General features: G+C 61.1%; 11 protein-coding genes. 8 read left to right on the top strand and 3 right to left on the bottom strand.

All coding sequences use genetic code 11. From position 1 onward, the window contains the following. Nucleotides 1–274 precede the first annotated feature (274 nt). The 8 genes from AC07YV_RS25420 to AC07YV_RS25385 all read left to right on the top strand — a co-directional run bounded on the left by AC07YV_RS25420 (nt 275) and on the right by AC07YV_RS25385 (nt 8441). Nucleotides 275–1507, top strand: a complete 1233-nt coding sequence (locus AC07YV_RS25420) for an SfnB family sulfur acquisition oxidoreductase (RefSeq protein WP_102701875.1) — start codon at nt 275–277, stop codon at nt 1505–1507. A 23-nt stretch (nt 1508–1530) separates the two neighbouring features. Then, nucleotides 1531–2724 (top strand): SfnB family sulfur acquisition oxidoreductase, encoded by a 1194-nt coding sequence (locus AC07YV_RS25415; RefSeq protein WP_102701876.1) that lies wholly within the window; start codon nt 1531–1533, stop codon nt 2722–2724. After that, on the top strand, nt 2725–4077 hold the full coding sequence (locus AC07YV_RS25410; protein ID WP_102701877.1) for an LLM class flavin-dependent oxidoreductase: 1353 nt from the start codon (nt 2725–2727) through the stop codon (nt 4075–4077). It begins immediately after the preceding gene. A gap of 120 nt (nt 4078–4197) precedes the next feature. Then, complete coding sequence (locus AC07YV_RS25405; RefSeq protein ID WP_102701878.1) at nt 4198–5007, top strand: MetQ/NlpA family ABC transporter substrate-binding protein; 810 nt, start codon at nt 4198–4200, stop codon at nt 5005–5007. 2 nt (nt 5008–5009) lie between these two features. Continuing rightward, nucleotides 5010–6131: a methionine ABC transporter ATP-binding protein gene (locus AC07YV_RS25400; RefSeq protein WP_102701879.1), complete on the top strand. Its 1122-nt coding sequence runs from the start codon at nt 5010–5012 to the stop codon at nt 6129–6131. Then, entirely contained in the window at nt 6121–6765 is a 645-nt protein-coding gene (locus AC07YV_RS25395) for a methionine ABC transporter permease (RefSeq protein WP_102701880.1), read from the top strand. Before AC07YV_RS25400 ends, AC07YV_RS25395 begins: the two co-directional genes overlap by 11 nt. A gap of 540 nt (nt 6766–7305) precedes the next feature. Further along, nucleotides 7306–7644 (top strand): DUF6124 family protein, encoded by a 339-nt coding sequence (locus AC07YV_RS25390; RefSeq protein ID WP_102701881.1) that lies wholly within the window; start codon nt 7306–7308, stop codon nt 7642–7644. Between the two features lie 167 nt (nt 7645–7811). Continuing rightward, nucleotides 7812–8441 (top strand): class I SAM-dependent methyltransferase, encoded by a 630-nt coding sequence (locus AC07YV_RS25385; protein WP_102701882.1) that lies wholly within the window; start codon nt 7812–7814, stop codon nt 8439–8441. Nucleotides 8442–8539: 98 nt separating this feature from the next. Here the strand turns inward: AC07YV_RS25385 and AC07YV_RS25380 are convergent, their stop codons facing one another. Genes AC07YV_RS25380 through AC07YV_RS25370 form a run of 3 tightly spaced genes read right to left on the bottom strand, consistent with a single transcriptional unit; the run spans nt 8540 to nt 13751 of the window. Beyond that, nucleotides 8540–11590 (bottom strand): efflux RND transporter permease subunit, encoded by a 3051-nt coding sequence (locus AC07YV_RS25380; RefSeq protein ID WP_102701883.1) that lies wholly within the window; start codon nt 11588–11590, stop codon nt 8540–8542. Continuing rightward, nucleotides 11587–12651 (bottom strand): efflux RND transporter periplasmic adaptor subunit, encoded by a 1065-nt coding sequence (locus AC07YV_RS25375; RefSeq protein WP_102701884.1) that lies wholly within the window; start codon nt 12649–12651, stop codon nt 11587–11589. Before AC07YV_RS25375 ends, AC07YV_RS25380 begins: the two co-directional genes overlap by 4 nt. Then, entirely contained in the window at nt 12648–13751 is a 1104-nt protein-coding gene (locus AC07YV_RS25370; protein WP_102701885.1) for an efflux RND transporter periplasmic adaptor subunit, read from the bottom strand. Before AC07YV_RS25370 ends, AC07YV_RS25375 begins: the two co-directional genes overlap by 4 nt. Nucleotides 13752–13798 lie beyond the last annotated feature (47 nt).

Below are 13798 nucleotides of genomic sequence, written 5' to 3'. Positions count from 1 at the left end.
CTCCTACAGGGTTAAGGCATAAACCCTGTAGGAGCTGCCGAAGGCTGCGATCTTGGCGACAGCGCCATTGCCACCCTTCTATCTATATTCCTAAAAGTTAGTTCATAAAATATTTATACACGTTTAGGGTATATACACCGGACCACCGGACATTCTTGTTTTCATGCGCGGCCACAAGCGGCGCTTCCATAAGATGTGAGGTAGGTATGGTCCGGAACACAATCACCCCAGTGCAGATCGCCAGGGCATTGCGAGCAGCCAAGGAGTGGCACTGATGTCCAGTCTGGCAGATGCAATCGTCCAGAGTGACCTGGACATCGCCCCGTTGTTGTTGCCCGCACAAATCTTGCGCAACGACGCCCAAGCCATCAAGGCAGCCCACGAACTGGCGCACGTCGCGCGCCTGCAAGCGGCCAAGCGTGACCAGTTGCGCAAGCTCCCATGGTCTGAAATCGAACAGTTCACCCGCAGCGGACTGGGCAGCATTTCCATCCCTCGCGAGTACGGTGGCCCACAGGTTTCGTTCGTCACCCTGGCCGAGGTCTTCGCGATCATTTCCGCCGCCGACCCGGCGCTTGGGCAGATCCCGCAAAACCAGTTCGGCATTCTTAACCTGATCCTCGGCAGCGCCACCGAAGCGCAGAAAAGGCAACTGTTCAAAAGCGTCCTGGATGGCTGGCGCATCGGCAATGCCGGGCCGGAACGCGGCACCAAAAATACTCTGGAACTGAAAGCGCGCATCACCGCTGACGGCGTCCTCAACGGCCAGAAGTTCTATTCCACCGGTGCACTGTTCGCCCATTGGGTGGCGGTCAAGGCATTGAACGACGACGGCAAACAAGTGCTGGCGTTCATCCGTCGCGGCACGCCGGGATTGCGCATCGTCGATGACTGGTCCGGCTTTGGTCAGCGCACCACCGCCAGCGGCACGATTTTGCTCAACAACGTGCAGGTCGATCTCGAACTGGTGGTGGATAACTGGCGGATCAACGACACGCCGAACATCCAGGGCGCCGTCTCCCAACTGATTCAGGCGGCCATCGACGCCGGTATCGCCCGGGGCGCCATCGACGACGCCATCGACTTCGTGAAAACCCGCGCCCGGCCGTGGATCGACGCCAAGGTCGAGCGGGCCAGCGATGACCTGTACGTGATCGCCGATATCGGCAAGCTGAAAATCGAACTGCACGCCGCCGAAGCGCTGCTGCGCAAGGCCGGGCAGGTGCTCGATGAAGTCAGCGCCGCACCGCTCTCTGCCGAGTCCGCCGCCCGCGCCTCGATTGCCGTGGCCGAAGCCAAAGTGCTGACCACCGAAATTTCGTTGCAGGCCAGCGAAAAGCTGTTCGAACTGGCCGGCAGCCGCGCCACCCTCGCCGAATTCAACCTCGACCGCCACTGGCGCAATGCCCGGGTGCACACGCTGCACGATCCGGTGCGCTGGAAATACCACGCCATCGGCGCCTATCGCCTCAACGGCACGCTGCCTAATCGTCATTCCTGGATTTAACGACCAGACATCTGGAGAAGCACATGAGCATTTCTCAACACGTCGCGGTCATCACCAGCGATGAGCAAGCCCTGATTGTCGCCAGCGATCTGGCCGAAGATTTCAAACGTGACAGCGCCCTGCGCGACCGCGAGCGCCGCTTGCCACACCCGGAACTGGAAGTGTTTTCCCGCTCGGGCCTGTGGGGAATCAGCGTGCCAAAGGAATATGGCGGCGCCGGTGTTTCCAACGTCACCCTGGCCAAGGTCATCGCCCTGATCGCCCAGGCCGACGGCTCGCTGGGGCAAATCCCGCAGAACCATTTTTATGCCCTCGAAGTGCTGCGCGTGAACGGCAGCCATGAGCAGAAAAAACGTCTTTATGCCGAAGTGCTGGCCGGCCAGCGCTTCGGCAACGCTCTCGCCGAACTCGGCACCAAAACCGCCCACGATCGCATCACCAGCCTGACCCGCGATGGCAGCGGCTATCGCATCAATGGCCGCAAGTTCTACGCCACCGGTGCGATTTACGCCCAGCGCATTCCCACCTCGGTGGTGGATGAAAACGGCGTGCAGCAACTGGCATTCGTCCCGCGCAACAGCAAGGGCCTCACCGTAATTGACGACTGGAGCGGCTTCGGCCAGCGCACCACCGGCAGCGGTTCGGTGGTGTTCGAAGATGTCTACGTCGCGGCCGAAGATGTCATCCCCTTTCAAAGCGCTTTCGAGCGCCCGACCCCGGTCGGCCCGCTGGCGCAGATTCTCCATGCCGCCATCGACACCGGCATCGCCCGCGCCGCGTATGAAGACGCGCTGCACTTCGTGCGCAGCAAAACCCGGCCATGGATCGACGCCACCCACGAAAAAGCCACGGACGATCCGCTGACCCTCAAGAGCTTCGGCCACCTGAGCATTCGCCTGCACGCTGCCGAGGCACTGCTGGAGCGTGCCGGTGAATACCTCGACAAGGCCCAGGCCGACACCCAGGCCGAGACCGTCGCAGCCGCGTCGATTGCCGTCGCCGAAGCCCGTGCCCTGAGCACCGAAATCTCCCTGGCCGCCGGCAACACGCTGTTCGAACTGGCCGGCAGTCAGGCGACCTTGATCGAACACGGCCTCGACCGTCACTGGCGCAATGCCCGGGTGCACACCCTGCACGATCCGGTGCGCTGGAAGTACCACGCCGTGGGCAACTACTACCTCAACGATGAAAACCCGCCACTGCGGGGGACCATCTGAATGGCTAAAAAGAAGATCCTGCTCAATGCCTTCAACATGAACTGCATCGGGCACATCAACCACGGTTTGTGGACGCACCCGCGCGACACGTCCACCCGCTACAACACGATCGAATACTGGACCGAACTGGCGCAATTGCTCGAGCGCGGGCTGTTCGACGGCCTGTTCATCGCCGACATCGTCGGGGTCTACGACGTCTACCAGAACTCGGTGGACGTGCCGTTGAAAGAGTCGATCCAGCTGCCGGTCAACGACCCGCTGTTGCTGGTGTCGGCCATGGCCGCGGTGACGAACAACCTCGGTTTCGGCCTGACCGCCAACCTCACCTACGAAGCGCCGTACCTGTTCGCCCGACGCCTGTCGACGCTGGATCACCTCAGCCGTGGCCGGGTCGGCTGGAACATCGTCACCGGCTACCTCGACAGTGCCGCCAAGGCCATGGGCCTGAGCGAACAGGTCGAGCATGACCGTCGCTACGACCAGGCCGACGAGTACCTGGAGGTGCTCTACAAGCTCCTGGAAGGCAGCTGGGAAAACGGCGCGGTGCTGAACGATCCACAGCAGCGGATCTATGCGCAGCCTGAGAAAGTGCACAAGGTCGAGCACAAGGGCGAGTTCTATCAGGTCGAGGGTTATCACCTCTGCGAACCCTCGCCCCAGCGCACACCGGTGCTGTTCCAGGCCGGCAGTTCGGATCGCGGTTTGCTGTTCGCCGGGCGGCATGCCGAGTGCGTGTTCATCAGTGGCCAGAACAAGCCATCGACCAAGGTGCAGGTGGACAAGGTCCGTGCCAGTGCCGTCGAAGCCGGGCGCAATCCCGAGGACATCAAGGTGTTCATGGGCCTGAACGTGATCGTCGGCGCCACCGAAGAACTGGCCTGGGCCAAGCACGCCGAGTACCTGAGCTACGCCAGTGCCGAGGCCGGCGTGGCGCATTTCTCGGCGTCCACCGGGATCGATTTTTCCCAATATGAAATCGACGAGCCGATCCAGTACGTGAAGAGCAACGCGATCCAGTCCGCCACCAAACACCTGCAAAACAACGACTGGACCCGGCGCAAATTGCTGGAGCAACACGCCCTCGGTGGCCGTTACATCACCGTGGTCGGCTCACCGCAGCAAGTGGCGGATGAGCTGGAGTCGTGGATCGCCGAAACCGGGCTGGATGGCTTCAACCTGACCCGCATCGTCACCCCGGAAAGCTATGAGGATTTCATCGAGCTGGTGATCCCCGAGTTGCAACGGCGGGGGTCGTACAAGACGGCTTATGACAGTGGCACCTTGCGCGAAAAGCTGTTTCAGCAGGAGGCGCATCTGCCTGAGCAACATACGGGCTCGGCTTACCGCCGCTAAAAAGCTTCGCGAGCAGGCTCGCTCCCACAGGGGAATGCATTCCAAATGTGGGAGCGAGCTTGCTCGCGATGAGGCCCGAACAGACACCACAAACTTAATGCACTGACTGGATAACCCATCATGAAAAAGAAATACCTCTCTCACCCAGTCAAAGCACTGGCCTTGGCCCTCGGCCTGTTCAGCTCTGCGGTTTTCGCCGCCGACGCGCCGCTGAAAATCGGCACCACCGCCGCCTTCGCCATTCCCCTTGAAGCCGCCGTCGAAGAGGCTTCCAAGCAAGGCCTGAAAGTCGAGCTGGTGGAGTTCACCGACTGGATCGCGCCGAACGTCAGCCTCGCCGCCGGCGACATCGACGTGAACTACTTCCAGCACATCCCCTTCCTGGAAAACGCCAAGGCCGCCTCGGGTTTCGACCTGGTGCCGTTCGCGCCGGGGATCATCAACAACGTCGGCCTCTACTCGAAGAAATACAAAAGCTTCGACGAACTGCCGCAAGGCGCCAGCGTGGCCATCGCCAACGACCCGATCAACAGCGGTCGAGGCTTGCAACTGCTGGCCAAGGCCGGCCTGATCACCCTCAAGCCTGGTGTCGGCTACAAAGCCACCGAAGAAGACATCATCGCCAACCCGAAGAACATCAAGATCCTCCAGGTCGAAGCCGTGCAACTGGTACGCGCCTATGACGATGCCGATCTGGTGCAGGGCTATCCGGCCTACATTCGCTTGTCGAAAACCTTCGACGCGGGCTCCGCGCTGCTGTTCGACGGCCTCGATCACAAGGAGTACGTGATTCAGTTCGTGATCCAGCCGAAGAGCAAAACCGACCCGCGCCTGATCAAGTTCGTCGACATCTACCAGCACTCACCCGCAGTGCGCGCCGCACTGGATAAGGCTCACGGCAAGCTCTACCAAGCCGGTTGGGAAAGCTGAGCATGACCGCCGCCATCCAACGGCGACTGGAGAATCCAGAGCCGCAAAGCGCCGAGCGCACCGAGCTGCATCCCGAACTCAACCATGCCCACGTGCGCTTCATCGGCCTGGGCAAAACCTACAACGGCCAACAAGGACCGGTGGCCGCGTTGCACGGCATCGACCTGGCGATCCAGCGCGGCGAAGTGTTCGGCATCATTGGTCGCAGCGGCGCCGGCAAGTCGTCGCTGATTCGCACCATCAATCGCCTGGAGCAACCGAGCAGCGGTCGGGTACTGATCGATCAGGTCGATATCGGCGAATTCGACGAAGACCGCCTGGTGGCGCTGCGTCGGCGCATCGGCATGATCTTCCAGCACTTCAATTTGATGTCGGCCAAGACCGTTTGGCAGAACGTCGAGTTGCCGCTGAAAGTCGCCGGCGTGCCCAGGGAACAACGCGAGCAAAAGGTCCGTGAGCTGCTGGAACTGGTCGGTTTGCAGGCCAAACACAAGGCTTACCCGGCGCAGTTGTCCGGTGGGCAGAAACAGCGCGTGGGCATTGCCCGGGCGCTGGTGCATGACCCGCAAATCCTGCTGTGCGACGAAGCCACCTCGGCACTGGACCCGGAGACCACGCAATCGATCCTCGGCCTGCTGCGCGAGATCAATCAACGCCTGGGCCTGACCATCGTGCTGATCACCCACGAGATGGCGGTGATCCGCGAGATCTGTGATCGCGTAGTCGTCCTCGAACACGGGCGGATCGTCGAGCAAGGCCCGGTGTGGGAAGTCTTCGGCAATCCACAACATGAGGTCAGCAAGACGTTGCTGGCGCCGTTGCAACACGCACTGCCGGAAGAGTTGCAAAGCCGTTTGCAGCCGCAATCGAACGCCCCGGATGCAGCCGTTGTCCTGCGCTTGCAGTTCACCGGCAACCAGCGCGACGAACCGGACCTGGCGGCACTGTTCAGCGCCCTCGGTGGCCGCGTGCGATTGCTGCAAGGCGGCGTGGAACGGATCCAGGGCCATGCCCTTGGACAGCTGCTGTTGGCGGTTTCGGGCTCCCCCCTCGGTGCCGAAGAATTGCGTCAACGCGCCAGCCATTGGGCGCAACAGGTGGAGGTATTGGGCTATGTGGTTTGATCGCTTGCTGCAGGGTTTTATCGACACGTTCCTGATGGTTGGCGTGTCGTCGCTGATCGCGCTGTTGGCAGGCATTCCGCTGGCGGTGATCCTGGTCACCAGCTCCAAGGGCGGCATCTACGAAGCCCCGGCGCTGAACCGCGTTTTGGGTGCGTTCGTGAACCTGTTTCGCTCGGTTCCTTTCCTGATTTTGATGGTGGCGTTGATTCCGTTCACCCGGCTCATCGTCGGCACCACTTACGGCGTCTGGGCGGCCGTGGTGCCGTTGACCATCGCAGCCACGCCGTTCTTTGCGCGCATTGCCGAGGTCAGTTTGCGCGAGGTCGATCATGGGTTGATCGAAGCGGCGCAAGCCATGGGTTGCCGGCGCTGGCACATCGTCTGGCATGTGTTGTTGCCGGAAGCACTGCCGGGGATTGTCGGCGGGTTCACCATTACCCTGGTGACGATGATCAACTCGTCGGCCATGGCCGGGGCGATTGGTGCGGGCGGGTTGGGGGATATAGCGTATCGGTACGGGTATCAGCGGTTTGATAGCCAGATCATGTTGACGGTGATTGTGTTGCTGGTGGCGTTGGTGGCGGTGATTCAGTTGGGTGGGGATCGGTTGGCTCGGGGCCTCAACAAGCGGTAGGCATGTTGTGAACACTCTTTGTGGCGAGGGGGCTTGCCCCCGTTGGGGCGCGAAGCGGCCCTAAAACCATTCCATAAGGTGTGTCAGAAAAAACGAGGCCGCTGGTTTTACGACTGCTGCGCAGTCGAACGGGGGCAAGCCCCCTCGCCACAAAAGCGCCCTTGCCACAGGTCATCATTGGTCTTCGGAGGTAAGTTTTCGTACAGGGAAATCAGCGATTTTGCAGGCTCGTTCCCTTTCCTTTGCAGGACATTTCCTAGATCATTTCGCTCGCTTGCGCCTGCCAAATTCGGTGGCTAGTCTCGGTCCGTCACTGCTCATCAGTGATCGGGTTTAGTAGCCCGGAACAATAGGCGCATAGCGATTCCATGCTCATGTCCGGCAAATTTTGCCGCATGCAGAATATGGTGGCTGTGCGTGGGGTACCTTCGGGTGCACCGGTTTTCCTATTGACCGGCCTACTAACCTGCGTACAGCCGCCACCCAATCGTTTAGTAGGCGATAAGTGATGGCTCCCATGCAGCAATAGGAGTAACACTCATGGAAAAATCCGTTCCCGATCCCCCCGAAACCTCCACCGAAGACCCGCTCAGGGATCGCTCAGCGCTCTACCGCGCCATCGATTTCCACCTCACCGGCAAGCAACCCGCAGCACCCGATGAAATGCGCTTCTACAACGTCAGCAAGGACGTGAGCTTCGAAGACACCCAACTCTATGTCGCCGATCTCCTGCGTTGTGCTTCGGTGACGGCGTATCAGTGTGGCGACCAGCTCAAGGGGGCCGACCGGGCGATGGTGTACTCGATCTGGCATTTGCTGGAGATTGCCAAGGCGATGGTGGATCACTCCATCGAGTGTTTGGGGATGAAAAAGGGCTGAGTCTGACTTTAATCATCGGTTGTCTATGCCACCCCATCGCGAGCAAGCTCGCTCCCACAGTTGACCGTGGATATCTGTGGGAGCGAGCTTGCTCGCGATGGGCTGCGCAGCAGCCCCCGGCGCCATGGCGTATATTCGGTGAATCCAAATTGCCTGCGCAGCCGACCATGAAACAAACACCCATCGACCTCGAACAGATCACCACCACGACCCTGGGCCACTACAACGCGGTGGCCGAAAGTTTCCGTGAAGGGACGCGAGATCACGACGTCAGCCAGAACATCGATGCCCTGTTGCGGCATATTCAGGGCGATGCGCCTTTCGACATTCTCGATTTCGGCTGCGGGCCGGGGCGTGATTTGCAGGCGTTCACCCGTATAGGCCACAAGGCCGTCGGCCTCGACGGTTCGGAAAAATTCGCGCAGATGGCCCGCGAGGACAGCGGGTGCGAGGTATGGCAGCAAGACTTCCTGAAGCTTGATCTGCCGGCCGAGCGCTTCGACGGAATTTTTGCCAACGCGGTGCTGTTTCATGTTCCGCGTCAGGAGTTGCCGCGGGTGTTGAAGCAGTTGTGGGGAACGTTGAAACCGGGCGGGGTGTTGTTCAGTTCCAATCCCCGTGGCGAGAATCAGGAAGGCTGGAACGGGCCGCGTTATGGGTCGTATCACGACCTGGCGGCCTGGCAGCAATTGTTGACCGAGGCGGGGTTTGAGGAGCTTGAGCATTACTACCGGCCGGCAGGGCTGCCGCGGGAGCAGCAGCCTTGGTTGGCGAGTGTGTGGCGTAAAGCTGTGTAGTCAGTCCCGACGCCATCGCGAGCAAGCTCGCTCCCACAGTTGACCGCGTACACCTGTGGGAGCGAGCTTGCTCGCGATGAGCGCGAAGCGCTCGCTTTTTAAACAGCCTCTTTCTTCGGCTCGCGAATCTTGTACCAGGCCACATACAGCGCCGGCAAAAACAGCAGCGTCAGCAAGGTGGCGATGACGATCCCGCCGATCATCGCGTAGGCCATCGGCCCCCAGAACACTTCCCGGGCAATCGGGATCATCCCCATGCTCGCCGCCGCCGCGGTCAGCAGGATCGGCCGACGTCGATGCTCTGTGGCCTGTACCACCGCATCCCACGGCGCATAGCCCTTCTGCTCGTACTCCTCGATCTGGGTCACCAGGATCACCGAGTTACGGATGATGATACCGATCAACGCGAGAATCCCGAGGATCGCCACGAAGCCCATGGGCGTACCCGTCGGCACCAGCGCGATCACCACGCCGATCAGCCCCAGCGGCGCGACGCTGGCCACCAGGAACAGCTTCTGTACGCTGTGCAGCTGGATCATCAGGAAGGTCGCCATCAGGAACAGCATCAGCGGCACAACCTTGGCAATCGGGCCCTGGGCCTTGCCGCTTTCCTCCACCGTACCACCGGTGGCGACCTTGTAGCCCGCCGGCAGTTTGGCAGCGAACGCGTCGATGGACGGCTTGAGGATTTTCACCAGGTCGGTCGGCTGGATCTCATCGCGGATCGCCGCCTTGATGGTGATGGTCGGCAGGCGATCGCGACGCCACACCAGCGGTTGCTCCAGTTCGTAGCGCACCGTGGCGAACGCCAGCAGCGGAATCGACGTGCCGTTCGGCGTGACGATTTGCAGGTTCTGCAGGGTTTCCGGCGTTCCGCGCTCGGAATCCACCGCACGACCGACCACGTTGATCAGGTAAATGTCGTCATCGACCTGGGTCACCGACTGGCCGCTGACGATGCCGTTCATCAGGTTGGCCACATCCTCGGAAGACAGCCCCAACTGCCGCGCCTTGTCCTGGGCGATGTCGATGCGCAGCACTTTGCCCGGTTCGTTCCAGTCGTAGATGATCTCGCCCACATGCGGGTTCTTGTCCAGCTCCGTGGCCAGGTCGATGGCATGTCGGCGCACCTGGTCGATGTCCTTGCCGCTGATCCGGTACTGGATCGGACGCCCTACCGGCGGACCCATTTCCAGTGCCTGGACATAACTGCCGATGCCGACGAAGTCGTTGCGCAAGCGCTCGCGAAGCTTCTGCATCATGGCCTCACGGGTGTGGCCTTTGCTGACGATCACCAACTGCGCGTAGAAGGGGTTCTGCAGTTGCTGGTCCAGTGGCAGATAGAAGCGAATGGCGCCCTGCCCGATGTAAGTGCTCCAACGCTCGATGTCCGGGTCGTCCTTGAGCGTGGCCTCGAGACGATCGACAGCCCGGCGGGTTTCGTCGATCGAGGCGTTTTGCGGCAGGTTCAGGTCCACCAGGATTTCCGGCCGGTCCGAAGACGGGAAGAACTGGTTCTGCACGAAGCGCATGCAAAACAACGCCAGCACAAAACACAGCACCGTAATGCCGATGGCCCACCAGCGATTGCGCATGCACCACAGCAGCCCGCCGTTGAACGCCTTGCCGATGCGCCCAGGTTCGCCTTCATGGGGTTTCACTTTGGTGCTGAGAATGTGCACGCCGATCACCGGCGCAAACAGAACCGCCACCACCCACGACACCAGCATCGCGCAGGCAATCACCGCAAACAGGGTGTAGGTGTATTCACCGGCCGAGCTGGCGTTCAAACCGATCGGCACGAAGCCCGCCACCGTCACCAGCGTACCGGTGAGCATCGGGAACGCCGTGGATGTGTAGGCGAAGGTCGCCGCCTGCTCCTTGGTCTCGCCCAATTCCAGGCGCGTGACCATCATCTCTACGGTGATCATCGCATCGTCCACCAGCAGACCGAGGGCGATGATCAGTGCACCGAGGGAAATCCGCTGCATGGTGATGCCGCTGTACTCCATGAATACAAACACCATCGCCAGTACCAGCGGGATCGAGCAGGCCACCACCAGCCCGGCGCGCACACCAAGGCTGACGAAGCTGACCAGCAGCACGATCACCACCGCCTCGAACAGCGCGCTGGTAAAGCCGCCGACGGCCTCCTCGACCACCACGGCCTGGTCGGACACGTTGTAAATGCCGACGCCCACCGGCAGGTCGGCGGTCAACTCGTCTATACGGGCGTGCAAGGCCTTGCCGAATGCCTGGACGTTGCCACCCTTTTGCATGGCAATCGCCAGGCCGATGGCCGGTTTGCCGTTGAAGCGGAATTCCGGCGAGGCCGGGTCGACGTAACCGCGGCGGATTTCGGCAATGTCGGCCAGGCGATAGTAGCGGTCGTTGAGCTTGAGGTTGACCTCGGCCAGGTCTTTCTCCGAAGCGAACTTCCCAGACGTGCGTACCGAAATCCGCTCCGGCCCGGCCTCGATCACACCCGCCGGGGTCACGGCGTTCTGGGATTGCAGGCTCTGCACCACCTGACGCTCATCGATGCCCAGCGCGGCGAGTTTGCGCGTGGAGAAGTTCAGGTACAGCACTTCGTCCTGTTGGCCGACCATTTCGATCTTGCCCAGCCCCGGCACACCGCGAATCTCCATGCGCGCCTGTTCCACGTAGTCGCGCAACTGACGCAGGGTCAGGCCGTCGGCGGTGAAGGCGTAGATCGACCCGAAGACGTCACCGAACTCATCGTTGAACGACGGCCCCTGTATGCCCTGCGGGAACTGGTATCTGATGTCGTTGATCTTCTTGCGCACCTGGTACCAGATTTCCGGGATGTCCTTGGCACTGGTGGTGTCGCGCAGGTACACGTACACCGTCGATTCGCCGGGGCGCGTATAGCTTTTCACGTAGTCGAGGGAGTCGAGCTCTTCGAGCTTTTTCTCGATCCTGTCGGTGATCTGCTTGAGGGTTTCCTCCTGGGTCGCCCCCGGCCATTTGCTTTGGATCACCATGGTTTTGATGGTGAACGACGGGTCTTCTTCGCGCCCCAGGTTGAAATACGAGAACACACCCATCAGCAACGCGACGAACATCAGATACCAGATGAACGACTGATGCTTGAGGGCCCATTCCGAGAGGTTGAAAGGCCCTTTCATTGACTGTCCTCGTCGAATTTCACTTTCTGCCCCGGCTTGAGGCTGTTGACACCGGCACTGACCACCCGCTCGCCGTTCTTCACGCCGCCGGCCAGCACCACGGTGCTGTCGGTGCGGCTGATCACGGTGATGTCGCGGGGGGAGACGGTTTTACTCTGTGCATCGATCACCCAGATGCGCGGCTTGCCATCGACCTCCTGCAGCGCGGTGACTGGCAACTCGATGCGCGGCTTGATCGCCGAACTCAGGGTGACGCTGATGGCCGTGCCCAAGCGGAAGCCCTGTGGCGTTTCGGCCAGGGTCAGCCGGGCGCGACGGGTGCGTGTCGCGCTTTGAGCCTGGGGTTCGATTTCACGGATGACGGCGGTGGTGTTGATGCTCGGATCGAGTTGCGCAGCGACCTGAAACACCACATCGCTGGGCAACTGGTCAACGAGGGTATCGGGCAGGTCGATCACCGCTTCCTTGATGTCCGGTTGGGCCAGGGTCACCACTTGTTGACCCGCCGTCACCACTTGTCCGGCCTCGGCGCTCCACGCGGTGACCACGGCTTTATGGTCGGCGCGCAGCTCGGTGTAGCCCAATTGGTCTTTGCTCTGGTTGACGGCCGCCCGAGCCTGATCGAGGGAAGCCTGGGTGGTTTTCAGGTCCGTGTTGGCCGCGTCGAGTTGCGCTTGCGCGCCGACCCCGCGATCGAACAGGGCCTGTTGACGCTGGGCACTGGCCTTGGCATTGATCAGTTGCGCCTGGATTTTCGCCAGGTCGCCCTGGGCCGAGCGCAATTGGTTCTGCTGATCGGAAGGATCGAGGGTGGCGAGCAGCGTCCCCTTCTCCACCTCGGTGCCGACATCGACGTTACGGCTGGCGATCCGCCCGCCCACGCGGAAGCCGGTATCGCTTTGATAGCGCGCCTGGATGCTGCCGGCGAAGCGGCCCAGGTCCTCTTCGTTCAAGGTCTGGACCTTGATCGACAGCACCGGCCGTACCGGTTCCGGCGGTGGTTCGCTTTTGGAACAGGCGCTCAGCACCAGCCCGATGGACAACGCCCATAAAGGCTTCATGGCTTGGCTCCCCACGTCAGATCCTTGTAAGTGTTTTCGGCAATCTCGACGTCCATGTCGGGGTGCAAGAGTTGACCACCCGCGATGATGACTTTGTCGCCGTCTTTCAACCCGCCGCTGATGATGACCTTGCCGGTCAGGTAGCGGCCGACAGTGACCGAATGCAACTGGGCCTTGCCCTTGTCGTCGACAATCCAGACAGCGGGTTCACTGATGTTTTTGGTCAGCGCCGACCACGGCAACTCGATGACCGACTTGCCCGACCCCCTGGCTGTGGCACTCACCACCGAGCCCAATTGCATGCCGTCGGGCAGACTGTTGAGGCCGACCTTGACCTGCACGGTACCGGATTGCGCTGACACCGCCGGGGTGATTTCGCGCACGGTGCCGGTGGTTTTGATCGCCGGGTTGTCGAGCAGGCTCAGGACAATGGTGTCATCGCTCGGCTTCTCGGCCAGCAGCGATTCATAAACGTTGAACACCGCATCGCGGTCGCCGTCACGGGCCAGGCTGAAGATCGGCATCGTCGCCTGAACCACCTGGCCGACTTCCGCCTGACGCTCGGTAATGATCCCCGGTGCATCGGCGATCAGCGCCGTATAGCTCAACTGATCCTTGGCATTGGCCAACTGCGCCTGGGCAGCGCTCAAGGCGCTCTGGCTGCTGTTCAAGGCGGCCTGGGCCGAGTCATATTCACTCTGGCTGGTATAACCCTTGGGCAGGAGTTTTTGCTGGCGTACGAATGCCGCCGCGTTCTGCTTCACCCGCGCCTGTTCGGCAGCCACTTGCGCCTGGGCCGAGTCGACGTTGCTCTGCAAGTCCTTGGGATCGAGCCGGGCCAACACTTGCTTGGCGGTCACTCGATCGCCGACATCAACCGAACGCTGGATGATCTTGCCACCCACACGGAAAGACAGCTCCGTCTGTACCCGCGCCTGAATATCGCCGGTGAGGGTAACCGGGGCCGCGTAGTCCGCCGGCTTGACGACTTGCACGAACACCCGTGGCAGGAATTCCTGCACGGGTTTTTTCTCGTCGCAAGCCGTCAGCAGGGTGACGACACTCAAGGCCATGACTACTTTGAATCCGGGAACCACCATGCAAACTCCTTGGCCTTTTTCATTTACAGCACGACAGAGAGCTTAGA

The organism is Pseudomonas sp. GW456-E7 (assembly GCF_059424105.1).
This window is presented reverse-complemented; position numbering and strand designations above follow the sequence as displayed.